The sequence below is a fragment of the Streptomyces sp. NPDC055025 genome, from assembly GCF_053608565.1.
Window position 1 is genome coordinate 32,422 of record NZ_JBSGVS010000023.1, and the last position, 24,332, is coordinate 56,753.

General features: G+C 70.5%; 17 protein-coding genes. 3 read left to right on the top strand and 14 right to left on the bottom strand.

The genetic code is table 11. The features are described from left to right. Positions 1-78: 78 nt before the first annotated feature. Complete coding sequence (locus ACWGDX_RS16265) at positions 79-855, top strand: GntR family transcriptional regulator (protein ID WP_382855491.1); 777 nt, start codon at positions 79-81, stop codon at positions 853-855. Between the two features lie 75 nt (positions 856-930). Here ACWGDX_RS16265 and ACWGDX_RS16270 read toward each other — a convergent pair whose 3' ends face one another. After that, on the bottom strand, positions 931-2,094 hold the full coding sequence (locus ACWGDX_RS16270; RefSeq protein WP_363081933.1) for an ROK family transcriptional regulator: 1,164 nt from the start codon (positions 2,092-2,094) through the stop codon (positions 931-933). Between the two features lie 148 nt (positions 2,095-2,242). On the opposite strand from ACWGDX_RS16270, the gene ACWGDX_RS16275 reads away from it, so the two are divergent. Next, positions 2,243-2,683 carry a nitroreductase family deazaflavin-dependent oxidoreductase gene (locus ACWGDX_RS16275; protein ID WP_453626087.1) on the top strand — a complete coding sequence of 147 codons (441 nt, stop codon included), beginning with the start codon at positions 2,243-2,245 and terminating at the stop codon, positions 2,681-2,683. A 161-nt stretch (positions 2,684-2,844) separates the two neighbouring features. Here ACWGDX_RS16275 and manD read toward each other — a convergent pair whose 3' ends face one another. The 11 genes from manD to bioB form a co-directional block, all read right to left on the bottom strand. Next, positions 2,845-4,071 carry a D-mannonate dehydratase ManD gene (gene manD / locus ACWGDX_RS16280; RefSeq protein ID WP_453626089.1) on the bottom strand — a complete coding sequence of 409 codons (1,227 nt, stop codon included), beginning with the start codon at positions 4,069-4,071 and terminating at the stop codon, positions 2,845-2,847. 92 nt (positions 4,072-4,163) lie between these two features. Continuing rightward, a complete protein-coding gene (purB, locus tag ACWGDX_RS16285) occupies positions 4,164-5,606 on the bottom strand; it encodes an adenylosuccinate lyase (RefSeq protein WP_363081930.1) in 1,443 nt (480 codons plus the stop codon). Positions 5,607-5,686: 80 nt separating this feature from the next. Further along, positions 5,687-6,490 (bottom strand): SGNH/GDSL hydrolase family protein, encoded by an 804-nt coding sequence (locus ACWGDX_RS16290; RefSeq protein ID WP_453626091.1) that lies wholly within the window; start codon positions 6,488-6,490, stop codon positions 5,687-5,689. A 106-nt stretch (positions 6,491-6,596) separates the two neighbouring features. Beyond that, positions 6,597-7,610, bottom strand: coding sequence for a hemolysin family protein (locus ACWGDX_RS16295; RefSeq protein WP_453626195.1), 1,014 nt, complete (start codon positions 7,608-7,610; stop codon positions 6,597-6,599). Next, the gene (locus tag ACWGDX_RS16300) at positions 7,610-8,944 is read right to left on the bottom strand and encodes a hemolysin family protein (RefSeq protein ID WP_453626093.1); all 1,335 of its coding nucleotides are present in this window, start codon (positions 8,942-8,944) and stop codon (positions 7,610-7,612) included. Before ACWGDX_RS16300 ends, ACWGDX_RS16295 begins: the two co-directional genes overlap by 1 nt. Positions 8,945-9,183: 239 nt before the next feature. Next, positions 9,184-9,510, bottom strand: coding sequence for a hypothetical protein (locus ACWGDX_RS16305; RefSeq protein WP_453626095.1), 327 nt, complete (start codon positions 9,508-9,510; stop codon positions 9,184-9,186). Positions 9,511-9,897: 387 nt separating this feature from the next. Next, on the bottom strand, positions 9,898-10,137 hold the full coding sequence (locus ACWGDX_RS16310) for a hypothetical protein (protein WP_453626097.1): 240 nt from the start codon (positions 10,135-10,137) through the stop codon (positions 9,898-9,900). 3 nt (positions 10,138-10,140) lie between these two features. Beyond that, positions 10,141-18,057 (bottom strand): polymorphic toxin-type HINT domain-containing protein, encoded by a 7,917-nt coding sequence (locus ACWGDX_RS16315; protein ID WP_453626099.1) that lies wholly within the window; start codon positions 18,055-18,057, stop codon positions 10,141-10,143. 243 nt (positions 18,058-18,300) lie between these two features. After that, positions 18,301-19,080: a dethiobiotin synthase gene (gene bioD / locus ACWGDX_RS16320; RefSeq protein ID WP_453626100.1), complete on the bottom strand. Its 780-nt coding sequence runs from the start codon at positions 19,078-19,080 to the stop codon at positions 18,301-18,303. Between the two features lie 3 nt (positions 19,081-19,083). Further along, positions 19,084-20,373 (bottom strand): adenosylmethionine--8-amino-7-oxononanoate transaminase, encoded by a 1,290-nt coding sequence (locus ACWGDX_RS16325; protein WP_453626102.1) that lies wholly within the window; start codon positions 20,371-20,373, stop codon positions 19,084-19,086. Further along, positions 20,366-21,577 carry a biotin synthase BioB gene (bioB, locus tag ACWGDX_RS16330; RefSeq protein ID WP_453626104.1) on the bottom strand — a complete coding sequence of 404 codons (1,212 nt, stop codon included), beginning with the start codon at positions 21,575-21,577 and terminating at the stop codon, positions 20,366-20,368. The genes ACWGDX_RS16325 and bioB overlap by 8 nt, the downstream gene beginning before the upstream one ends. Positions 21,578-21,720: 143 nt before the next feature. Here bioB and ACWGDX_RS16335 point away from each other — a divergent pair, with 143 nt between their 5' ends. Beyond that, on the top strand, positions 21,721-22,932 hold the full coding sequence (locus tag ACWGDX_RS16335) for an 8-amino-7-oxononanoate synthase (RefSeq protein WP_453626106.1): 1,212 nt from the start codon (positions 21,721-21,723) through the stop codon (positions 22,930-22,932). 28 nt (positions 22,933-22,960) lie between these two features. Here ACWGDX_RS16335 and ACWGDX_RS16340 read toward each other — a convergent pair whose 3' ends face one another. Both ACWGDX_RS16340 and ACWGDX_RS16345 read right to left on the bottom strand, forming a co-directional pair. Next, the gene (locus ACWGDX_RS16340; RefSeq protein WP_453626108.1) at positions 22,961-23,173 is read right to left on the bottom strand and encodes a DUF397 domain-containing protein; all 213 of its coding nucleotides are present in this window, start codon (positions 23,171-23,173) and stop codon (positions 22,961-22,963) included. A 92-nt stretch (positions 23,174-23,265) separates the two neighbouring features. Continuing rightward, the gene (locus ACWGDX_RS16345; RefSeq protein WP_453626110.1) at positions 23,266-24,120 is read right to left on the bottom strand and encodes a helix-turn-helix domain-containing protein; all 855 of its coding nucleotides are present in this window, start codon (positions 24,118-24,120) and stop codon (positions 23,266-23,268) included. Positions 24,121-24,332: the final 212 nt, after the last annotated feature.

Genomic DNA, 24,332 nt, shown 5'->3' on the forward strand with positions numbered 1-24,332 from the left:
TCGCTAGTTAGTGCAGGAACCTTTAATAAACATTGCACGGAAAATCCGCCGGGGACACGGCGATTGCGGAGGATCAGGGTGGGGACCACGCAGCTTGAAACAGCGCCGGAGCCTAAGTACTGGCACCTCAAGACCGTTCTCGGTGAAGCACTCGACTCCGACTTCGCGGTGGGTGAGATCCTGCCCAACGAGCGTGAACTGGCCGCTCGTTTCGGCGTCGCGCGCGCCACGCTGAGGCAGGCGCTCGAACAGCTGGAGCTGGAGGGCCGGCTCCAGCGCCGCCGCGGTGTCGGCACCACCGTCGCGCCGCCCCGGGTGGGGGTGGACGTCTCGACCGCCCAGCACGAATGGCCGGGCGCCGCCCAGGACGCCTGGCAGCCGATCGACTGCTCCCTGGCGCCCGTCGGCGCCGGAGTGGCCCGGCTGCTGGAGACGGAGACCGGCGAAGAGGTCCACACGGTCCGCAGGATCCGGGTCACGCACGGTCAGTCCGTCGCGGCCGAGCTGCTCTACGTACCGTCCTCGTCCGTGCCCGAGCTGTCGGCGATCGACTCGCCGTCCGGCCCCGCCCGCGCCCGTAGCGTGCTGCGTGAGCTCCAGCGGCTCTGCCTCGACGGGCAGGACCGCGCGGTGGAGCTGGGCTCCGCGCGCGCGGACGACGCCAAGGCGCTGGACCGGCTGCCCGGCGCTCCGGTGCTCGTGGTCACGACGCGCTATGTGGTGGACGGGCGTACGGCCGCGGTCTCGGTGGCGACCTACCGCGCCGACACCTGCCGGCTGACCTTCGGCGCCTCCGGCGACCTGGAGATCAGCGACCACGCCGGCGATCACCCGCAGGAGCGCAGGGCGTCCTGAAGTCCTGAAACCGGGCGCCCGCGGGGGAGTTCACGGAGACCGGCCCCGGCGGGACCTGACCGGCCCCGGCCGACCTCATCGGTCCCGGCGGGACGTCACCGTGCTCTCCACCGCGAAGAGCTGCTCCTCGACGTGATCGAGGGCCAGCCGCAGCGCGCCCGTCGCCACCGCCGCCTCACCGAGCAGCGAGAGCGTCACCCGGGGCGGGCGCAGACAGTAGCGGGAGAGTTCACCGCGCAGCGGGTCCAGTACGCCGTCGAGCCCGGCCGCCCAGCCGCCGATCACCACCAGCTCCGGGTCGAGCGCCAGCACCAGCGCCGCCACATCGTGCACCAGCCGCTGGATGAACCGCTCGACGGCCTCCTGGGCGCGTATGTCGCCCTCCTTGGCATGGGCGAAGACCTTCGCCACCGCCTGCTCGTCGAGCGGATGGAGCGGCTCGTCCGTCGTCGACAGAAGCTTCTCGGGCGTCACATCGCGGCCCAGCAGATGCAGCGCGCCGATCTCGCCCGCCGCCCCGCCGAACCCCCGGTGCAGCCGGCCGCCGATCATGGCGCCCGCCCCGGGACTGAGTCCGGCCAGTACGAAGACGATGTCGTCGGAGTCGGTGGCGGCGCCCTTCCACTGCTCGGCCACCGCCGCCGCGTTGGCGTCGTTCTCCACCAGGACGGGACATCGGAACGAGCGGCGCAGCCGCTCACCGAGCGCCAGCCCGGTCCACTGGGGGAGCGCGGTGCCCAGCCGTACGGTGCCGTCGGCCTCCACGATGCCGGGGCTGCCGACCCCCACCGCCCGCAGGGAGCCACGCGGCACACCGGTGCGCCGCAGGAGATCGGCGACGACCAGCCGTACCCGCTCCAGGCGTTCGTCCGCGTCGGCCTTCTCCGAGACCTCACGCGTTCCGGCGCCGATGATCCTGCCGTCCAGTCCCGAGAGCAGTGCGGCGATCCGGTGCGATCCGATCTCGATCCCCAGCAGATGGCCCGCCTCGGCGCGGAACCGGAACCGCCGTGCGGGACGGCCCTGTTTGCGGGTCTCGCCCTCCTCCGGGGCGCACTCCACGACCAGGCCCGTCTCGATCAGCCCCTCCACCACACCCTCGACGGTCGGCCGGGACAGATCCGTGATCCGGGTGAGATCGGTGAGGGTGAGAGGACCGGCGCCCCGCAGGGCGTGCAGCACCACGGCCGAGTTGATCCGCCGCAGCAGAGAAGGGTCTCCGCCGGTCAGCCGCCCCACGGTATGTCCTCCCAGTTCGCGCGTGTTCGGCGGATGCTACTCGGTGGTTGACCGCGCGGCGAGTCACGAGGCCCCCGGGCCGACGAGCGGGCGCCCAGGGCTGATTAGGGTGGGACACGTTGGCGACGGACGAGGCGGAGGAGCCGGGATGGCGCAGGACGAAGATGTGGTGATCAGCCCCACGGGCTGGGTGGCTGAGCAGGCGAGGACGTACGAGGAGTCCGACGGCGCCCGCGGTACGACGATCCAGGGAGTGCAGTGTCTGCTGCTGGACTACCGCGGTCGGCGCACCGGGCAGTTGCGGCGCACCGTACTGATCTACGGGCGTGACGGCGACGACTATCTGCTCGTGGCGTCCAAGGGCGGCGCCGACGAGCACCCGCTGTGGTACCTCAATCTGGAGGCCGACCCGGATGTACGGCTCCGGGTGGGTGCCGAGCGCTTCGCCGCGCGGGCGGAGACCCTGTCGGCGCAGGAGAAGGCCCGGGTGTGGCCGGGACTGGTGGAACTGTTCCCTCCGTACGAGGAGTACCAGAAGAAGACCGACCGGGACATCCCGGTCGTACGGCTGACGCGCGTCGCTGACTGACGCGCCGAGCCATGGCCCCCGGGTTCTCCCGCCGAGGCGGACCGGGGGCCGTCAGGCGGACCGGGGGCCGTCGGCGGGGCGTCGGTGCGGGCCGTGTGCCCGCGCGTGGCCGGTGGCCGTGTGCCGGCGTGTGGCCGGTGGCTCGCCCGCCGGAGCGGTCGTCACCAGTCCGTCACCGAGCCGTCGCGCCGCCGGGCGACGGGCAGATAGCCGGGCTCGTACGGGAAGCGGGCGGCGAGCGCCTCGTCGACCTCGATCCCGAGACCGGGCTCGTCCCCCGGGTGCAGATGGCCGTCCTCGTAGCTCCACGCGTGGCGGAACACCTCGTGGACGACCGGCTCGTACCCCATGTACTCCTGGATCGCGAAGTTCGGTGTCGACAGACCGACATGGAGCGACGCGCCCAGCGCCACCGGTGAGATGTCCGAGGGACCGTGCGGGCCGAGCCGTACCTGCCAGATCTCGGCCAGGGCCGCGATCCGCCGGAGATGGCTGATCCCGCCCGCGTGCGTCACACAGGTCCGTACGAAGTCGATGAGCTGTTCGGTGATCAGGGTCTGGCACTCCCAGACGGTGTTGAACACCTCGCCGATCGCCAGCGGCACGGTGGTGTGCCGCCGGACATGGCGCAGCACCTCCTGGTTCTCCGCCGGGGTCACATCCTCCAGCCAGAAGAGGTTCACCGGCTCCAGCGCCTTGCCGAGCCGGGCCGCCTCGCCGGGAGTGAGCCGGTGGTGCGTGTCGTGCAGCAGCTTCAGCCCGGGTCCGGCATGCTCGCGGACCGCCGTGAGCATCTCGGGGGCGTGCCGGAGATACGAGTCGGTGTCCCAGATCTCCTCGTCCGGCCCCGTGCCGTGCCGGTCCGGCCGCTCGTGTCCGGCGGCGGCCTCGCTCACCCCGTACACCGTGCCCAGCCCCGGCACCCCGCTCTGCGCCCGTACCGCGAGGAAGCCGCGCTCGCGCCGGGCGTCGACGGCGTCGAGGAGCCGTGGCACGTCCCAGCCACTGGCGTGCGTATAGGCGAGGATCCGGTCGCGGACCGCGCCGCCGAGCAGCTGGTAGACGGGCTGTCCGGTGGCCTTGCCCTTGATGTCCCACAGGGCGAGGTCGACCGCGCCGACGGAGGTCATGGTCACCGGACCGCGCCGCCAGTAGGCGCCCCGGTAGAGGTACTGCCAGGTGTCCTCGATCCTCGCCGGGTCGCGGCCGACGAGCAGTGGCGCCACATGGTCACGGAGGTAGGAGGCGACGGCGAGTTCACGGCCGTTGAGGGTGGCGTCGCCCCAGCCGACCAGCCCCTCGGCCGTGGTGATCTTGAGCGTGACGAAGTTGCGGCCGGGGCAGGTGACGACGACGTCGGCGGCGACGATCGTGTCGGTCCCGCTCATCGGGCCACCGTGCCGTGGAGCGGGGGAAGAGGAGTCATCGGTACGCTCTCCAGCCTCTCGAAGGGACGCGTCGCGGCGCGGGTGTCACCGCGTCACAGGATGGAGCCCGGCGCGTACGCCGCCGCCTCCGGGTGCTGCTTGGCGATCTCCTCGATCCGGGACACCACCGTCGCGATCTGGTCCTCTGCCGCGCCCGTGAAGGACAGCTTGTCCGCCATCAGCGCGTCCAGCGCCGCGCGGTCGAGCGGGATCCGCTCGTCCGCCGCCAGCCGGTCGAGCAGTTCGTTGCGCTCCGCGCCGCGCTCGCGCATCGCCAGGGCCGACGCCACCGCGTGCTCCTTGATGACCTCGTGCGCGGCCTCACGCCCCACCCCGGCCCGTACGGCGGCCATCAGGACCTTCGTCGTGGCGAGGAACGGCAGATAGCGGTCCAGCTCACGCGCCACGACCGCGGGGAACGCGCCGAACTCGTCCAGCACCGTCAGAAACGTCTCCAGCAGTCCGTCGAACGCGAAGAACGCGTCCGGCAGCGCCACCCGGCGGACCACCGAGCAGGAGACGTCGCCCTCGTTCCACTGGTCGCCCGCCAGCTCGCCCGTCATCGACGCGTAACCGCGCAGGATCACCATCAGCCCGTTGACCCGCTCGCAGGAGCGCGTGTTCATCTTGTGCGGCATCGCGGAGGAGCCGACCTGGCCCGGCTTGAAGCCCTCGGTGACCAGCTCGTGCCCGGCCATCAGCCGGATCGTCCTCGCGACCGAGGACGGCGCGGCGGCGAGCTGCACCAGCGCGGTCACCACCTCGTAGTCGAGCGAGCGCGGATACACCTGGCCGACCGAGGTGAAGGCCTGCGCGAAGCCGAGATGGCCCGCGATCCGCCGCTCCAGCTCCGCCAGCTTCGAGGTGTCGCCGCCGAGCAGGTCGAGCATGTCCTGCGCGGTGCCGACCGGTCCCTTGATCCCGCGCAGCGGATAGCGGCCGAGCAGGTCCTCCAGCCGTCCGTACGCCACGAGCAGCTCGTCGGCGGCCGTCGCGAAGCGCTTGCCGAGGGTGGTGGCCTGCGCGGCGACATTGTGCGAGCGGCCCGCCATGACCAGCTCGCCGTACTCGCCGGCCAGCTTCCCGAGCCGGGCCAGCACCGCGACCGTACGGTCCCGGGTCAGCTCCAGCGACAGCCGGATCTGGAGCTGCTCGACATTCTCGGTCAGATCGCGGGAGGTCATGCCCTTGTGCACCTGCTCATGACCGGCGAGGGCGTTGAACTCCTCGATCCGTGCCTTCACATCGTGCCGGGTGACCTTCTCGCGCTCGGCGATCGAGGCCAGGTCGACCTGGTCGAGCACCCGCTCGTAGTCGGCGAGCGCCGTGTCGGGCACCTCGATCCCGAGGTCCTTCTGCGCCCGGAGCACCGCCAGCCAGAGCTGACGCTCCAGCCGTACCTTCTGCTCGGGGGACCACAGCACGGCCAGCTCCGCCGAGGCGTAGCGGCCGGCAAGGACATTGGGGATGCGAGGCTTCGCAGACACGGCAGTCACGTGAGCTGAGTCTACTGGCGGTTCGCGCAGGTCGGCGCCGCCCCCGGGGGGAGCGGGTCGACACCCCCCGACGAGCGGGGTCAGGGGAGCCGCGAGGGCGCGCCGTCCAGCTCCGGCGTTCCGTACGGGAGCAGCTCCGGGCGCTTGGCGGGTCTGCCGTCGCCGGAGGAGCGGCCGGTCACCCGGCGGACGATCCACGGTCCGAGATGCTGCCGCGCGAAGCGCGCGTCCTCGGTCCTTCGCGTCAGCCACCGTACGGTCCCGGCCGGTGGCAGCGGCGCGCGCCAGTCGTCCTCGGCCGGCAGCCCCAGCGTCTGCCAGACCGCCTCGGCGACCCGGCGGTGCCCCTCCGCGGTGAGATGGAGCCGGTCCACGTCCCACAGCCGCCGATCGCCGAGCGCCGGGACCCCGTACAGATCGACGACCAGCGCGCCGTGCCGGGCCGCCAGCTCGTCGATACAGCTGAACAGCTCCTCCATACGCGGCCGGAAACGCTCCATCACCGGGCCGTCGCGGCCGGGGCTGCGCATCAGTACGAGCTGTCCGCAGGACGGCGCCAGCCGTTCCACGGCCTCGGTGAGCAGTCCCCGGACCCGCCCCATGTCGCACGAGGGCCGCAGGGTGTCGTTGAGTCCGCCGACCAGCGTCACCACGTCGGCCGACATCGCCGCGGCGATGTCCACCTGCTCGTCGAGGATCTGGCCGATGAGCTTGCCGCGTACGGCGAGATTGGCGTAGCGGAAGCCGGTGGCGCGGGCGGCGAGACGTCCGGCGAGCAGATCCGCCCAGCCGCGGTACGAACCGTCGGGGAGGAGGTCGGACATGCCCTCGGTGAAGGAGTCACCGACCGCGACCAGGCTGGTGTAGTTGGCATTCATCTCCATGGCGGAGCGATCGTACCGCGCGGTAGGTACGGCCGTACCCCGGCCCCAGGGCACACCTGGACGGCCCCCGGGGAGCACGGCTGAACGGCCACCGGACGCCCCCGGCTCACGCGTGTCTGCCCACCAGTTGGCGCAGGACGTCCTCCATCGTCACCAGGCCCTCCAGCCTCCCGTCCTCGTCCAGCACGGCGGCGAGATGGGTCCGGCTGCGGCGCATCGCGGTCAGCACGTCGTCCATCGGGGTCTCCGCCCGTACCCGCGCGACCGCGCGCATCGCGGAGAACGGGAACGGATCGTCGCGCGGCGCCGCGTCCAGGGCGTCCTTCACATGCAGATAGCCGAGGATCCGCCGGGTGGTGTCCACCACGGGGAAGCGCGAGAAACCGGACCGCGCGGAGAGGCTCTCCAGCTCCTCGGGCGTGACCCCGAGCCGTACGGAGACCACCTGCTCCAGCGGCATCACCACATCGCTCACCGGCCGCCGTCCCAGCTCCAGCGCGTCGTGCAGCCGCTCGGTGGCACGGTCGTCGAGCAGTCCGGCGTCGCCCGCGTCCGTGACCAGACGCGACAGCTCGTCGTCGGAGAAGGCCGCGGTCACCTCGTCCCTGGTCTCCACCCGCAGCAGTCCGAGCAGAGCGTTGGCGAAGGCGTTGACCGTGAAGATCACCGGCCGCAGCGCCCGCGCCAGTGCCACCAGCGGCGGACCGAGCAGCAGCGCGGCCCGTGCCGGTCCCGCGAGGGCGACGTTCTTCGGGACCATCTCGCCCAGCAGCATGTGCAGATAGGTCGCCAGGACGAGCGCGATCACGAACGAGAACGGATGCACCAGACCGTGCGGCACCCCGACGGCGTCGAAGAAGGGCTCCAGGAGATGCGCGATGGCGGGCTCGGCGACGATCCCCAGCACCAGCGTGCAGAGTGTGATGCCGAGCTGGGCCGCCGCCAGCAGCGCCGACACATGCTCAAGACCCCAGACGACCCGCAGTGCCCGCCGGTTGCCCGCCTCGGCCTCCGGCTCGATCTGACTGCGCCGTACGGAGACCAGCGCGAACTCGGACGCGACGAAGAACGCGTTGACGACCAGGGTCAGCAGACCGACGAAGAGCTGGATCGCGATGATCATGTCGTCTCCTTCCCCTCCTCGGCCGCCTCGACGGGCGCGTGGAGCAGCAGCCGGGCCGCGCGCCGGCCCGTGGCGTCCACGACCTCCAGCAGCCAGCCGTCCAGGGAGAGCCGGTCACCCTCGGCCGGGATACGGCCCAGCTCGGTGGCGACGAGCCCGGCGAGCGTCTCGTAAGGTCCCTCGGGCATCCGCAGGCCGGCGGTCCGCAACTGGTCGGCGCGCGCCGCGCCGTCCGCCGACCAGAGCGCCCTGCCCTCCGCGTCCTCGCCCACCGGGGCCAGATCGGCGGTCTCCTGCGGATCGTGCTCGTCGCGTACCTCGCCGACGACCTCCTCCACGATGTCCTCCAATGTCACGACCCCCGCCGTCCCGCCGTACTCGTCGATGACGACGGCCATGGTGGCGCCGCCCGACAGCCGGTCCAGCAGCCGGTCCACCGTCAGTGTCTCGGGCACCAGCAGCGGTTCGCGCAGCAGCTCGGCCACCGTGCGCCGGGGCCGGCTCGCGGCGGGAACCGCCAGAACGTCCTTGATGTGCGCGATCCCGACCACCGTGTCGAGACTGTCCCGGTAGACGGGGAAGCGCGACAGACCGCTGGCGCGGGTGGCGTTGGCGACATCCTCCGCCGTGGCGCGTTCGTCGAGCGCCATCACACGCACCCGCGGGGTCATCACATTCTCCGCGGTCAGTCCGGCCAGGCTCATGGTCCGTACGAACAGCTCGGCGGTGTCCTGCTCCAGCGCGCCCTCCTTCGCCGAGTGGCGGGCCAGCGCGACCAGTTCCTGGGGGCTGCGGGTGGAGGCCAGCTCCTCGGTGGGCTCCAGTCCGAACCCCCGTACGATCCGATTCGCCATATTATTGAGATGGCGGATGAACGGGCGGAAGGCCGACGAGAAGCAGCGCTGCGGCGTGCCGACCACCTTGGCGACGGCCAGCGGCGACGAGATCGCCCAGTTCTTCGGCACCAGTTCGCCGACGACCATCAGGAAGAGCGTCGACAGGGCCGTACCGATGACCAGCGCCACCGAGGAGGCCACCGGGGGAGACAGCCCCACGGCCTCCACCGGACCGCGGATCAGCTTCGCGACCGACGACTCGGCGAGCATGCCCACGACGAGATTGGTCACGGTGATACCGAGCTGCGCGCCGGAGAGCTGGAAGGTGAGACTCCGTACGGCTCTCAGCGCGCCCGCCGCGCCCCGCTCCCCGCGCTCGGCGGCCCGCTCCAGCTCACCGCGTTCGACGGTGGTCAGGGAGAACTCCGCCGCGACGAAGGCCCCGCAGGCGAGCGACAGCAGGATCGCCACCAGGAGCAGGAGCACTTCGGTCATCGGTTCACCTCCGTCCCATATTCGGTCAGCGGCAGGAGGACCGCGCGGCGTCGGCCCCGGCGGAGTCCGGGGGCTCGGCCGGTCGGTGGCCTCACTCGGCGCGTCCGCCGCTGCTGAGGTGCGTACCCTGCCGCGCGCCAGGCATGGGGGCGCGTCCTCACCGGGTGTCGGGCACCATCGGACGGTGAACCGTTTGCGCGCCGCTCAGGGCGGCGCGGTGGCGATATCCACGGGGGCTTTCAGCTGTTCATGCTCGCTCCGACCTCATTCAGCAACTTCTCTCCGAGGTCACCGTAGAGCGGACCGCTCGCCCCGCCCTCCGGTCCCGCCCGAGCGGTGTGCTCCGATTCCAGCTCTTCGACCACCGCGAGCATCAGCCGGGCCACGGAGTTTCGACCGGCGGGTTCCACGGACGGGAAGTGCAGCCCGGTTTCATTGAGAAACCAATTGAACGACTGCCGGTCCGCGGGCCGCACGGCCTCCATGGCACGCCGGAGAATGACACTCCAGTCGTGCGAATTGGTGAACCAGGGGTCCCCTTCGGAGAAAACCACGACCGCGGACATTTAATAATCATCCCCCAGGCACATTGATGCGGGTATTATGCGGGACTCGCCCATTCCGGCGAGGCCCGCAAGGCATTCCGCAACCCCGATCGTCGGCTTGCCATGCCTTTGCGCAGCTCTCACCCTGCCCCGACAGATACCCCGGAGTCTCGATGCCGGAATCGGTGTGAGCCCGACATGGAAGTTCGCTCCGGAGTTCAGCGCATCCTCCACCCGACCCCTGGCCTCGGATTCGATCCCGAACGCAGAAATCAAGTCGCTGGCGCCCCTGTCTCGGCCAGCCTCCGGAAGCGGATAGGGCGGGGCAGACAGCTCTGGGATGACACTAGAGATGGGTCGCCACTGCACGTTTCCTCAACTTTTCGCCAACCCCTCATCGAAGGATCTTCACTCTTCAAGGCCAGAATGAAACCGCTGCCAGTCCTCCCGCTGATCGCGCCAGGCAGTGCTCGTATAGATTGCGGTTTTCGCCTCGGGGAGAGACAGGTCAAGCACTCGAGAAGCCACATAGATCGCTTCGACCGGTGACAGGCCACGTTCCCGAAGTTCCCGGAATACCGGCTCCTGCTCCAGTTTCCCTCGGCCTGCGATACTCGATGCCAATTCGTCCAGTCGGGACAGATTCATTCTCTAACCTTCTAGGATTTTCGCAACATCCAAAGTCATCGTAGAAGGGCGAATGAACATACTGCCGTCCTTTTTCATGATATGCCGTTCATATTCCAGCACGACGGTGCTAAACCCCTGGGATCTAGCCTGTTCGGCGACCGAGCGTTGCATGGAGTGGATCGCATCTATCCCGACCGGGGCGCGGGTCAATCCTTGAGTCCCGCTCGGGAAGACAATCAGTCCGTCCAGGTACACGGTGTTTCCGGAAATCCTGACGGTCCCCATGGTCTCGACCGTAGTCTCTCCGAAATCGAATGAGTGGGCCCAGACGTCTCCGTCGACGAATGAAGGGCAGTTGCTGTTGTGAACGAGTACCGGAGTCCGCCCTGCCAGCACATAGTACGTATGCAGGTCCTCGACCGTCAGGTTGTGGACCGTGGCCTGTTCGCCGCGGCGGTCGACCGCGGTGATCTGGACCCAGGTGCCGGTGTTCGTGCGGAGCCACGCGCCCGGTTCGAGGCGCTCCGCCGTGATCCATTCGTCCAGTCGCGGCACCCAGAAGGGGTGACCGGCCGTGGCCGTCACCGAGGCCGTGGCGGTGCCGGAGTCGCCGTCGATGTCGATCGTGACCTCGACGAGGCGTTTGACGCCTTCGCCCGTGATCGTCGCCGTGACGGTCTTCGCCTCGGAGATCCCGGTTTCCGGGTCGGTCGCCAGAACCCGGTCGCCGGTCTCGACGTCCTTGATCGGCTTCGTCGTACCGTCGGCCATCAGGACGGGGGTGTCCGGGGTGAAGCTGTTGCGTTCGCAGCTTCCCCCGCCGGACGGAGCGGGCCCCGCTCCCGGCGACGAGGGTGTGCAGACCGAACCGGTCGCGGCGGCGCCGCCGGGGTTGCAGTACGTGGTGCCGGTCTCCGGGTCGAGCAGGTTGCCGCTCGCGGTGCACTGGTATCCGAGCATTCCGCCGGAGCAGCCGCTGCCGCCGGTGAGCGCGCCCGGTGGGAGCGTGCCGGCGCGTTGCAGTCCCGCGCAGTCGAGCATGCTGCCGCCGCCCGTGCAGGAGCCGGTGGGAGTGGCACTGTCGGGGGATTCCGGCGCGACCGGCGCGCCCACGGTCGGGGTGTCCAGGACGAGGGGGTCCGACAGATCGATCAGCAGGCGTTTGGTGATCTCGTAGAAGTGGGTCCAGGAGGTGCCGGAGACCTTCTTGTTCCAGTCGCCGTTGGAGAAGTACGTCCACAAGTAGTGCGTGGTGTAGGTGTAGTTGTCGGTGCGGTTGTACAGATAGGTGTTGTCCCACCAGGTCTTCGAGGTGTCCCAGGCCTTGGTGTTGCTGGTGGTGCGCGTCCCGGTGACATAGACCGGGGGCGGGGTGACCTTCTTCGGTTCGACCTTGGGGACGGGGATCTTCCGCGGGGCGGCTTCCGTGGGTCTGCGGCAGTCGTCGGGCGTGATGTAGCAGGGATCCATCTCCGGGTCGTACGCGTCCTTGGTCCGGGTCATCGACCCGTCCGCGTTGACGATGTACGTGACGACACCGGCCACGTCCACGGCGAGCATGACCCATCCGACGACGGGTACGAACCGCGAGCCCACGCGTGCTCCGGCACGTACGGCGCCGCGCCAGCCGACCTTGCCCGCCGCGTCCTCGACCGCGCCGAGGAGCTGGCCGCCGTACTTGCCGATGTCGATGCCGACGTCGTATCCGCCGATGGAGAAGTATCCCGAGGGGTCGCTGAGGGTGGTCGGGTTGGCATTGCCGTAGGTGTACGCGTTCGCCGATGTCGCGTCGGTGAGGGGCACGGCGGCGCTGTCGGCCGACGCGAAGGTCCCGGTGTCCGGGGAGTACCAGCGGGCCTGGGCGTTGACCCGGCCGGTCGCGGGATCGGTCCAGGACCCCTGGAACCCGGTGTTCGCGGAATCCCCCAGGGTCGCGTCCACCGAGCCGAAGGGGTCGTACTCCCGCGATCCGGTGATCTTCCCGGTGGCCGGATCGCGCTGGGCGATCACATCACCGTGGAGATTGGACAGCAGCATCGAGGCGGCGCCGCCCGCCAGCGGCTTCGCCGCGACCGGTCCGCTGTCCGGTCCGCGTACATAGGCGAAGGTCCCGTCGGTGGACGCTTCCTTCGACATGCCCGCGTAGGTGAAGCCGGCGGGGGTGGTCCCCTCCTGAGCGGCGCCGCCGAGGCGCCCCAGGGCGTCATAGCCGTAGCGGGCGGTGCCGTCGGCGATGAGCTGGTCGAAGGCGTCGAACGACGTGCCGGTCGTGGTGGAGCCGTCCTCCGTCTCCACGGTGGTGCGGTCGAGGGTGCCGCGCGCGGTGTACTCGTAGGCGGTGGCCGTCCCGTCGGAGCCGGTGGCCGACAGGATCCGGTCGCGGGCGTCGTACTCGGCCGTGACCGTGCCGGTGTCGGTGCGGTCTCCCTGGGCGTCCTCGGTCCAGTCGACCGTACGGGTGCGGTTGCCGACGGCGTCCCAGAAGTAGTCGCTTCCGGTTCCATGGGTCGTGTCGGACGCGCGGATCAGCCGCCCGGCCTCGTCGTAGTCGTACTCCTCGGTCCGTGGTGAGGCGACGGTGCCCCCGGACGTGGCGGAGACGAGATTGCCGGCCTTGTCCCAGCCGTACTTCTGGGTGACGTTCTCCTGTCCGGTCGCCGTGTCCGTGAGCAGGCGATGCTGATTGTCATAGGTGTAGGCGCGCTTCTGGACCACCGTGCCGGTCGTGGACCTGGTCTCCTCGTTCATGAGCAGCCCGTACGAATGGTCGTAGCCGTACGTGGTGGTCGTGCCCGTCACCGAGTCGGTCCGGGTGCTCGGACCGAGCCGTGCCATTCCCTGGGCGTAGGTGTAGTCCACCGTGCCCGCCGCGTCGGTCTGCCGGGTGACCCGGTCCAGGGCGTCGTAGGCGAACGACGACGCGCCGGCGGGGCCGCCGCTGCTCGTCAGCAGCCCCCGGTCGTCGTAGGCGAAGGTCTGCGCCTGCTGTCCGGCGAGTCCCGCCGAGGTCAGGCGGTCGGCCAGGTCGTAGCCGAAGAGGCGCTCTCCGCTCCGGTCCCCGCCGGTCGCGGTGACGGAGACGGGCCGCGAGAGACGGTCGTACCGTGCCGTGCGCACGACACCGCCGGGTGCCTCGGTCCTGGTCGTGTTGCCGGCCGCGTCATAGGAGGTGGTCCAGGTCCGCTGGGCCGGATCGGGATGCGCCTCGGTACTGGGCTCCGTCGCCCGCTCGGGCAGGCCGAGCGTATTGAACGTCGTGGCGCGGACATGGTTCCCGGCGTCCGTCACGCGGGTGTTGTTGCCCAGGACGTCATAGCCGAGCTGGGTCCGGGCGCCCGCCCGGACGGTACCGTCCGCCGCCGTGGTGGGCGGGTCCGTCAGACCGGTGAGCCGGCCGAGAGCGTCGTACGCGGCCTTCCACACACCGCCGTTGGGGTCGGTCACCTCGGTGGCGTTGCCGGTTCCGTCACGGCGGTACTCCGTCCTCGCCACCGGCTGGCCGACCCCGTTGTCGTCCCATACGGCGGTGACGCGCCCCGCCCTGTCCCGGTCCCAGTGTCTGGCCCGGTCCCCCGAGACGGCGTTGGTGAGCCGTCCCGCGATGTCGTGGTAGAGGTAGGTGGCGTTGTTGTTCTCGCGGATCTGCCACAGGTCGCCGTGATGGTCGTAGGAGTAGGTGGTGAAGTCCCCGGGGGCCGGGCTGACCTGGGTGACCTGGCCGAACTGGTTGTACGTATAGGTGGTCGTGTACCTCTTGGGCGTGGCCGCCCCGTCGCGTACGACGCGGGTGACGCTGGTCACCTGACCGAGCCCGTCGTAACCGCGCAGTTCCTGGGCGCCGGTCGCGTCGACGGTCGACAGCAGGCGCCCGCCGTCGTCGTAGACCATCCGGATCACACCGCGTTCCGCGCCGTCCTCGGCGGCGGGCCGGGTGACCCTGATGAGACGGTTGCGGACGTCGTACGTGTAGTCGGTGGTGCGGCCGAGCCGGTCGGTGTACGTCTTCGTGTTGCCGGAGACGTCGTAGCTCCACGTCTCCTTCGGAACGATCGCCTGGGTCGCGCCGGGCGGGGTGTAGGAGGGGTGTGTGGTGCTGGTCCGCCGGCCCCGGACGTCGAACTCGTGGACCGTCACCTTCCCCGCCTCGTCGCGGACATGGGTGAGTTCACCGAAGGTGTTGTAGCCGTTGACCGTCGTCGGGGAAACCGTCACCGGGTCGTTCCCGCCGCCGTCCTCCGCCCGCACGGGCGGGAGGACCGTGCTGCTGAGCCTTCCCGTCAGGTCGTAGGTGTACGTGGTGGTGTAGGCCGGGTCGGTGGTGCCCAGGGCCGTGGACGCGTCGGTACCGGACTCGGGGAAGGTGACTCCACGCGGGTCGGTGGTGGAGGTCACCCGGCCGGCCGCGTCGCGGGTGAACCGCGTCGCCAGAAGAGTGAGGGGATCCTCGGCGGTGAGGAGCGCGGACTGGAGCACGCCGGCCGGGCCGAACCTGTTGATGGTGGCTTCGAGTCCCGAGTCCTGGCCCTGCAAGAGGGCCCTGGAGATATTGCCCGTGGCCGTCGAGGAGTACGTGGTGACTCGCTGGTCCACACCGGGCGCGACCGTCGTGCTCGACAGCCGGCCGTTCGCCAGATACGCCATCCGGGCCGTACGGGCGTCCTGGCCGGCTCCGGTGGTGTCCTGCACCACGTTCCCGGCGGCGTCGTACGCGTAGGCGTGCAGCACGAGGTCCGTACCGCCGGGGCCCTCGCCCAGCACGCTCTGACGGAGCATCAGATCGTCCGCCGTGTAGTCGTAGAGGACGGTCGCGCCCATCTCGTCCGTCACCGAGGACGCGCGTCCCGCGAAGTCGTAGCCGTACCAGGCCACGGGGACGTCACGCGGTGTGCCGACCCCGGCGGGGTCGTCGGTGAAGTCGTTCAGCCATACGCTGGAGAGCAGATTGGTCGAGTCGTAGAAGAAGGTGTAGCGCGCGCCTTCCGGGCTCCAGCTCTCGATGACATTGCCGAGTCCGTCGTACCGCATACGCTGGGTGATGGTGTCGTTCTCGGTCACCTGGGTCAGCCGGTTGCGCACGTCGTACGCGTAGGCGACCGTGCGTGCCGGGTCGCCGCCCTCGGCCGCCGGGGTCAGGTCCGCGGTGGTGACCCCGCTGAGATTGCCGTACAGGTCGTATCTGGCGGTCGTCTGTTTGCGGTGCGCGACCCCGCTGACGGGGTTGACCACGGGGGATTCCGTCGTCTGATACGGGCGGCCGAGTTCATCGTAGGTATGGGCCGTGATCATCGCGGAGCCGTCGAGGTCGTCCGTCATCACGGAGGTCACACGGCCCAGCAGGCCGTGGTACGTGGTGTCCGTGGTCAGCCCCGTGGGGGTGACCACGCGCGTGCGGTCGCCGTGGGAGTTGTACGAGTACCGGGTGACCCTGTTCTCCTGGTCGGTGACGCTCGCGACGAGTCCGCAGGGCTGGAGCGCTCCTGGAGGGGCGTCGGGCGCGTTGACCACGGGAGGCGCGGCGGCCCCGCCCTGACAGGTGTAGGCGTAGCGGGTGAGCGCTCCGGTACCCGGAGGGGTGGCGGGCTCGGAACGCGTCAGCAGACGCCCGTTGGTGTCGTAGGTGAACCGGGACTCCTTGCCGTTGGCGTCCTTCACGAGTTCCGGCAGCCCGTTGCGCGGATCGCCCGCCGCGAACCACAGGTGGTCCGTGTGGGTGTTGGTCATCGTGACGTCGTCGCGCCAGCGGTTCACATCGGCGAGCTGGCCGGTCAGCGAATCCCAGAAGTACTCGGTGGAGTTGCCGTTCTCGTCGATCATTCCCCAGAGCCGGCCGTCACCGTGGTACAGCCAGATCCGGGTGTTGCCCTCCAGCGGCGAGAGGCTGTTGTACCAGCGCTGCCAGAGCTCGCCGTCGAGACTGAACTCGTACGACATGGTGTTGCCGCGCGGATCCAGGACCCGCACGACCTGTGTACCGGCGTCGGTGTCCGGGTCCTCACGCACATAACTCCAGCCCCCGTCCGCTTCGTCGTCAGCGGTGTCGAGGAAGTCGACGTGCGAGACGCGGGAGCCGTCGTAGGTGATCCGGACCGGATGCCGGTTGGAGGCCAGGGCGATGTCCGACAGCTGCCCCTGCCCTCCGCTGTAGGTGTACCGGGTCCAGCACCGGGTCTCGATCCGCGGGTCGCAGGTACGCGTCAGGAGGTCGAAGGAGTAGGTGTACGTCCAGGTCATCACATCCGCGCCGGTGGTGCCCGCCGGATGGGTGGACACCCGGGTGATGTGGCCGTCCACCACGGTGAGATGGATCGCCCGGCCGGACCGGGTGCTGGTCACCTTGACGGGTACGGCGCCGGAATAGCCGATCTCCAGGGCGTCGCCGTTCGGCGCGGTGATCCGGGCGATGGTCCCGTTGGTGTTGAAGACATACCGGGTGCCGCCGGGCAGCGTCACATTCTGCGCGTCGAGCACGGTGGCTCCGGCGCCCTGCCCGTAGTGCGGAACGTAGGTGCCGTCGGGATTGCGCCCGTAACGGATCTGTTTGCCGTCCGGATAGACGATCCTGATGAAGCCGCCGGTCTCCTGGACCGAGCGCATGTCGAGGAAGGAACTCCACCCGGTGCCGAACAGCCCGACGGCGGTGTTCGTGCTGTTGTAGGTACGGGTGATCTCCAGGGGCAGCCCGATACCGGGCAGGGCGAGGTCCTTCTCGACCCGGGTGAAACCGCCGAGCCAGATATTGACGCCCGCCGCGTCGACCGACGAAGGGTCCGCGCCGAACTGGCCGGCCGTCGGGGGCGTGACGACGGGCGTGAAGTACGCCCAGGAGCTGAACGGGGTGGTGGCGGAATTGTCGCGCACCCTGACCCGCCACTCGTAGGTGATGTTCCAGCGCATCGCCGCGGCCGGCGGTTTCCAGGTGGTGAGCGAGTCGTAGGAGTTCGGAAAGACGTCGACCGCGAGCCAGTTGGAGTTCCAGCACTGACGGACGCGCTCGATGGTGCCGCACATCTCGTAGTAGACGTCGACGGCGCGGCTCGCGTCGTGCTCCACCAGCGCGACGAACTGATGGTTCAGGGTCTCGGTGGTGGACAGGTTCGCGGGGTACTCCAGGGACGCGCTCGGCGCGTAGTGCGGCACCGTGAACGCCACGGCCCGGGACGCGGGCACGCCGTGCTCGCTGAACCACGAGTGCGTGGAGTACTCGTACATATCAAAAACGATCTTGAAGGAGCCGGCCGGGAGCTCCTCCGTCCACAGCCACACGGCGGCGCAGCTGCCGCTCCCGACATTGCCTGTGAACGCCGTCCAGCCGCCGGTGAAGTTGTAGACGTCGCCGTTCGAGTGGTACAGGTGATAGCCGAGTGCGTGGTTCGACGTCGTCCAGGTGAAGCTGGACTCGTTGCACACCGTCACCCTGATCCGGCCGAACTGCGTGTAGGACGGGGCGGGATCCCAGCCCGAGATGGTGGGGTACGAGGCCCCGTACGTGGCCGCGGCGGCCGCGCCCGCGCTCGCCCGGTCGCCCGGCGGGGCGGCCAGAGCGGCCAGTGACGGTTCCTTGCCGGGCTTCCGCCCGCGCCGCTCGATCTCACGGTCGTGCTCGGGTTCGCCGGGCAGCACCGCGACGGGTCCGACGCCCGAGGCCCTGAGGCTCTTCTCCCTGGCGGCGGCCTCGCGCAGCGGGCGGGGCAGCACGGACGGACCCGGTTCCGAGGCCGTGCGGCGGTCACCGTCCGCGGTACGCAGCTTCTCGGCCGCCCGGTCCCGAGGTGTTCCCCGCACCGCCGGAGCCTGGGTCACCCGATCGATGTCCGGCCGGCCGGGCCCCTTCACCCGGCCCGGTGGCAGCGGCTCCGGCTCCGCGCGGGCGGCCTCCCGAGGAGCGGCGGCGAACGTCGCGTCGGACAACAGACCGGTCAGCAGCAGCAACGCCGACATGAGAACAAGGACCAGTCGCGCCCGCGCCAGTACCCCCACCACAGTCCCCCCGCTCAGCCGTCACACATTCGCCATACGGCACACCCGTCCCAGCGTGACGGCGCGAACGGATCTTCGGTAGGGAGGAGGGGAGGCGTCACCGCACGATTGCCCCCAGGCTGTCAGGCGTTTCCCGTACGGTCGTCCGCGGACCGGGACAGGGGGCCGGAGTGCCGGCGGATGTCCGGTACCCCGCCGTACGGGCTACTCCCGCCCCGGCCCGGATCCGGTCCCGGGGCGCGGCCCGGCTCCCGCCCCCGCTTCGGCTTCGGCTTCGGCTTCGGCTTCGAAGCGTGCCGCGTCCCAGTGGCCGCCCAGCCGGGGTGCCAGCCACCTCGGTGCGCGCGCCCGGAACTCGACGGGATCCAGCGAGCCCGAGCCCTCCGGTACGGCGCCCAGCAGCGGAGCCCCCGCCGCCTCCGGCAGATCCGCCAGATTGCAGCGCTCCGCGAGACCGGGCACGGCCGGCCAGCTCCCGATGACCACCCCCGCGAGCGTCAGCGATCTCGCCCGCAGCGCCTCGGCGGTGAGCGCGGTCATATTGAGGGTGCCGAGCCCGGCGGGGGCCACCACCAGCACCGGAGCGTCCAGCAGCCGGGCCGCGTCCGCGAGCGTTCCGCCCCGCTCGTCGAACCGTACGAGCAGTCCGCCCGCGCCCTCGACCAGCACCAGATCGTGCTCGGCGGCCAGCTTCTCGGCCGCCACGGCGATCTCGTCGGGGCGCACGGGCGCCGCCCCGGCCCGGCGTGCCGCCGTCGCCGGGGCCAACGGCTCGGGGAACCGGGCCAGTTCGGCCGCCGTCAGCGGACCCGCCAGCCGGACGGCCTCCGCCACATCGCCCCGTTCGCCCGGACCGATCCCGGTCTGCGCGGGCTTGAGGACCGCGACCGTACGTCCGCGTGCCAGCGCCGCCGCCGCGAGCGCCGCCGTGACGACGGTCTTGCCGATCTCCGTCCCGGTCCCCGTCACGATCAACACGGGCATGGCTCAGCCCTTCCGTGCCGCGGCGGTCACCGCGCGGCAGATCCGTGCGACATCGTCGTCACCCGTCACATACGGCGGCATCGTGTAGACGAGATCGCGGAACGGCCGCAGCCAGACACCCTCGCGCACCGCCGCCTCGGTCGCCGCCGCCATGTCCACCTCATGGTCGAGCTGGACGACACCGATCGCGCCGAGCACACGGACATCCCGTACCCCCGGCAGGGACGCGGCCTCGGCCAGCCCGTCGCGCAGGCCCGTGCCGATCCGCTTGACCTCCCCCTCCCAGTCCTGGCCGAGCAGCAGCTCGATCGAGGCGAGAGCGACGGCCGAGGCCAGCGGATTACCCATGAAGGTCGGTCCATGGGCCAGTACGGGCACCTCCCCGCGCGAGATGCCGTCGGCCACCCGCGCGGTGCACAGCGTCGCCGCCATGGAGAGATAGCCCCCGGTCAGCGCCTTGCCCAGACACATCACATCGGGGGACACACCGGCCTGACCGGCCGCGAAGAGCGTGCCCGTACGCCCGAACCCGGTCGCGATCTCGTCGAAGATCAGCAGCACACCGTGCGTGTCGCACGCTTCCCGGAGCACCCGCAGATATTCGGGGGAGTGGAAGCGCATACCGCCCGCTCCCTGTACCACCGGCTCGACGACGACCGCCGCCAGCTCCTCCGCGTGCCGGGCGATCAGCGTGCGCAGCTCCTGCGCGTAGCTCTCCTCGTATTCGGCCGGCGGCGTCCGCGCGAAGATCTGCCGGGGCAGCAGCCCCGACCACAGCTCGTGCATACCGCCGTCGGGATCGCACACCGACATCGGCGTCCAGGTGTCACCGTGGTAGCCGCCGCGCCAGGTCAGCAGCCGCCGCTTCTCGGGACGTCCCAGGGAGCGCCAGTACTGGAGGCACATCTTCGCCGCGACCTCGACCGCCACCGAGCCCGAGTCGGAGAGGAAGACATGGCGCAGCGGCTCGGGCGTGATCTCCACCAGCAGGGAGGCGAGCCGTACGGCGGGCTCATGGGTGAGCCCGCCGAACATCACATGGCTCATCCGGTCGAGCTGACCGTGCGCCGCCGCGTTGAGCTCCGGGTGGTTGTAGCCGTGGATCGCCGACCACCAGGACGCCATGCCGTCGACCAACTCGCGCTGTCCGTGCGCGGGTCGGGCCAGCCGCAGCCGTACCCCGGACGCGGACTCCACGACCAGCGGCGCGACGCGGCCCGGCATGGGCCCGTACGGATGCCAGACATGGGCCCGGTCCAGGTCCAGCAGTTCGCCGGGGGACAGCTCAGGCATTGGGCGCCAGATCCGTGCCGGCGCCACGGCGGCGTACGGCGACCAGATCCCGGCGGGCCGCAGGATCGTTTCCGGCCGGCGGCTCCTCGCCGGCTGCCCCGGTCGCGCCGGTCGCCAAGGCTGTCGCGGGCGTACGGTCCGACCGGTCCGCGCAGGCCCCGGCCGCCGCCTCGCCGTCCCCGCACGGCCCGCAGCCGCCCGCCCGGTGCTCGGGCAGCGTCGTGGTGCCCGCGCCCTCCACCTCGAAGCCCGCGTCCGCGATCATCTCCAGATCCGCCTTGCCCTCCTGGCCCTCGCTGGTGAGGTAGTCGCCGAGGAAGATGGAGTTGACGAGATGGAGCGCGAGCGGCTGCATCGAGCGCAGATGCACCTCACGTCCGCCCGCGAGCCGGACCTCCACATCCGGGCAGACGAACCGGGTCATCGCCAGGATGCGCAGACAGCGCTGCGGGGTGAGGTTCCACTCCTTGGCGAGCGGTGTGCCCTCGAACGGGATCAGGAAGTTGACCGGCACCGAGTCCGGGTCGAGCGCGCGGAGCGAGAAGACGACATCGACCAGATCCGCGTCGCTCTCCCCCATACCGGCGATCAGACCCGAGCACGCGGAGAGACCGGCCGACTGCGCCTGGCGCACCGTGTCCACCCGGTCGGCGTAGGTGTGGGTGGTGGTGATGTCCCCGTACGTGCCCTCGGAGGTGTTGAGGTTGTGGTTGTACGCGTCGGCCCCCGCGGCCCGCAGCCGCTCCGCCTGCCCGTTCGAGAGCAGTCCGAGACAGGCGCACACCTCGACGTCCTCGTTCTGCTCCTTGATCGCCTCGATCGTCCGCGAGACCCGGTCGACATCACGGTCCGTCGGACCGCGTCCGCTCGCCACCAGACAGACCCGCTTCGCCCCGCCCGCCACACCGGCCGCAGCCGCCTTCGACGCCTCTTCGGGCTTCAGCCAGGTGTACTTGAGGATCTCCGCCGTGGAGCCGAGCCGCTGCGAGCAGTACGAGCAGTCCTCGGGGCAGAGCCCGGACTTCAGATTGACCAGATAGTTGAGCTTCACCCGCCGCCCGAACCACTGGCGGCGCACCTTCCCGGCCGCGGCCACCACTTCGAGCAGATCGTCGTCGGAGGTCGCCAGTACGGCGAGCGCTTCTTCGCGGGTCGGCAGCTCGCGCCGCAGGCCCTTCTCCACCAGTGTGTTCAGCAGGTCCATGGTGCCGATCCTGGCCTAACCGGGCACCTCGAAGCCAGGGAGGAACCTGACAACACCACCAGAACGAAGTGTGTGCATGGCCACATCCTGACCCGGTCCGGCCCCGGTTAAAGTCTGTGCGCACCCTACAAAAGGACCGCACCATGGCGCAGGATCCCCTCGACCGGACCGATTCCTCCGACCGGACCGATTCCTCCGACCGGGCGGATCCCTTCGACTGGACCGACGACGAGGCGCGCCGCCGCAGGACAGCGGGGCTCGTCCGTACGCTCCGCCCGCGCCCGGCCGACTCCGCCCTGCTGGATCTGGCGAGCAACGACTATCTGGGCCTCGCCCGCCATCCCGCGGTGACCGGTGCGGCGGCGGACGCCGCCCGCCGCTGGGGCGCGGGTGCCACGGGCTCCCGGCTGGTCACCGGCAGCACCGCCCTCCACGCCGAACTGGAACGTGAACTGGCCGAGTTCTGCGGCTTCGAGGCCGCGCTCGTCCTCTCCTCCGGCTACGCCGCCAATCTCGCCGCCCTCACCGCGCTGACGGCCCGTGGCTCGCTGCTCCTCTCCGACGCGGGCAACCACGCCTCGATCGTGGACGGCTGCCGGCTCTCGCGCGCCGAGACCGTGGTCGTACCGCACGCGGAACCCGACGCCGTGCGCAAGACACTCGAAGCGCATCCGGGGCGGCGGTCGCTGGTGGTGAGCGACGCGGTGTTCTCGGTGGACGGTGACGCCGCGCCGCTGGCGGAACTGGCCGGGGTCTGCCGGGCCCGGGGAGCCGCGCTGGTCGTCGACGACGCGCACGGTCTGGGCGTGCTCGGCGAGGGCGGCCGGGGTACGGCGCACGCCGCGGGCATCGCGGGCGCGGCCGGCGTGGTCGCCACCCTGACCCTCTCCAAGTCCCTGGGCAGCCAGGGCGGCGCCGTGCTCGGCCCGGCCCGGGTCATCGAGCATCTCGTCAACGCCGCGCGGACGTTCATCTTCGACACGGGACTCGCGCCGGCGGCCGTGGGCGGCGCGCTGGAGAGTCTGCGGCTGCTGCGCCGGGAGCCCGGCAGGGCGGACCGTGCCCGTGAGGTCGCCCGTACGCTGCACCGACGGCTGACAGCGGCGGGGCTGACCGCCGCGCCACCGGACGCCGCCGTCGTCTCCGTACAGGCGCCGTCACCGGAGGCCGCCGTGCGCTGGGCCGCCGACTGCCGAGACGGAGGGCTGGCCGTGGGGTGCTTCCGCCCGCCGTCGGTGCCGGACGGCATCTCCCGGCTCAGGCTCACCGCGCGTGCCGATCTGACGGACGATCAGATCGATACGGCGGTACGGACGATCACGGCGGTCGCGCCCGCGGACGCGACCGCCGTCTGACCTGTCCCTGCCCGGTCGGGCCGGTCGGTCAGTACGCGTTGTCCTCCCCGCGCAGCGCGGTGACGAAGGACGTCCACGCGGTGGCCGAGAACGAGAGGTGGGGCCGGGTCACGTTCTTCGAGTCCCGTACGGCCAGCGCCTCCGCGCCGACACGCGTGGACTCGACGCAGTTGTTCGCCCCGGTGCTGTAGCTGCTGCGCCGCCAGAGGGCGGCCGTGGCGGCTGTGGCCAGGGGGGCCACCGGGGAAGTCGTTGGAGGGGTGGGGGGTGTGAGGGGGGTGGAGGATGGAGTCTGGACAGGGGGCTGTGCGAGGTAAGCGGTCATGATGCTCCCTACGCGCCGTCACCGATCCCGGCGATGAGATCCAATGATTCTTCGGGCGAGAGGGCATGCGCCTGCATCGTACGGAACGCGGCGCGGTACGCCTCAAGGTCTTCTTTCCGTTCCAGATAGAGGCTATTCGTCAAATGGTCGAGAACGACCAAATCCAGATCAGAAATACGCGGGAAGGAGAAGATAACGAAAGGGCCGGTCAGTCCCACATAGCCGCCCGCGGTGAACGGAAGGACCTGGAGACAGACCTGCGGAAGCCGGGCCAGCTCGCACAGACGGTGTAGCTGACCCCGCATCACCGCGGGGCCGCCCACCTCGCGCCGGAGCACCGCCTCGTCGAGTACGGCGTGGAGTTCGAGCGGCGTCGCGGAGTGCAGCACCTCCTGGCGGGCGAGCCGTACCTCGACCAGGGAGTCGACCGTCGTGGCGGGCAGTCCGTCCAGCGCCGCCCTGGTCACCGCATGCGCGTAGCCGCGCGTCTGGAGCAGCCCCGGCACCACCGAAGTCTCCAGCGTACGGGCCGTGGAGGCCTGTGACTCCAGGCTGATGAAGTCCTGGTAGCGGGGCGGGATCACCCCGCCGTACGCCTTCCACCACCCGGGACCGCCGTCCGTGATTCCCGCCAAGGCGCCCAGCAGCGCCCGCAGTTGGGGATCAGTGATGCCCAGGGCATCGAGCAGCCCCGCCAGGTCCTCGTCCTTGACCCCGCTGGCGCCCGTCTCGATCCGGCTCACCTTCGACTGGTGCCAGCCCAGCAGCCGCGCCGTCTCCCCGCTCGTCAGTCCCGCGCGCTGGCGCAGTCCGCGCAATTCCTCCCCGAGCCTGCGCCGGCGTACCGCCGGAATATGCCGCATGAATAGATCCCTTCGCCGACCTGCTCCGGTAAGCGTCCCGTGGGCGCCGAGTGCGCCGCGGCGGAGAAGCTATCTTTTCGCCGCCCAAATACGGTCTCGCGTAGCAGAGTTCACCACTTCGAGCGACAGATATATGCAGATCTCGGTGGAGCGGCCGTGTGAACGGCAGGATGAGTGGCACGCTGAGCACAGTCCGAGGCCGTCCGCGCAGT

Excerpts from the sequence above, each read along its gene's own strand:
- ACWGDX_RS16275 (WP_453626087.1), top strand. The coding sequence starts at position 2,243 with ATGGCGCAGGACGAAGATGTGGTGATCAGCCCCACGGGCTGGGTGGCT.
- manD (WP_453626089.1), bottom strand. The coding sequence starts at position 4,071 with ATGAGCGGGACCGACACGATCGTCGCCGCCGACGTCGTCGTCACCTGC.
- ACWGDX_RS16290 (WP_453626091.1), bottom strand. The coding sequence starts at position 6,490 with ATGGAGATGAATGCCAACTACACCAGCCTGGTCGCGGTCGGTGACTCC.
- ACWGDX_RS16300 (WP_453626093.1), bottom strand. The coding sequence starts at position 8,944 with ATGACCGAAGTGCTCCTGCTCCTGGTGGCGATCCTGCTGTCGCTCGCC.
- ACWGDX_RS16305 (WP_453626095.1), bottom strand. The coding sequence starts at position 9,510 with ATGTCCGCGGTCGTGGTTTTCTCCGAAGGGGACCCCTGGTTCACCAAT.
- ACWGDX_RS16310 (WP_453626097.1), bottom strand. The coding sequence starts at position 10,137 with ATGAATCTGTCCCGACTGGACGAATTGGCATCGAGTATCGCAGGCCGA.
- ACWGDX_RS16315 (WP_453626099.1), bottom strand. The coding sequence starts at position 18,057 with ATGTCGGCGTTGCTGCTGCTGACCGGTCTGTTGTCCGACGCGACGTTC.
- bioD (WP_453626100.1), bottom strand. The coding sequence starts at position 19,080 with ATGCCCGTGTTGATCGTGACGGGGACCGGGACGGAGATCGGCAAGACC.
- ACWGDX_RS16325 (WP_453626102.1), bottom strand. The coding sequence starts at position 20,373 with ATGCCTGAGCTGTCCCCCGGCGAACTGCTGGACCTGGACCGGGCCCAT.
- bioB (WP_453626104.1), bottom strand. The coding sequence starts at position 21,577 with ATGGACCTGCTGAACACACTGGTGGAGAAGGGCCTGCGGCGCGAGCTG.
- ACWGDX_RS16335 (WP_453626106.1), top strand. The coding sequence starts at position 21,721 with ATGGCGCAGGATCCCCTCGACCGGACCGATTCCTCCGACCGGACCGAT.
- ACWGDX_RS16345 (WP_453626110.1), bottom strand. The coding sequence starts at position 24,120 with ATGCGGCATATTCCGGCGGTACGCCGGCGCAGGCTCGGGGAGGAATTG.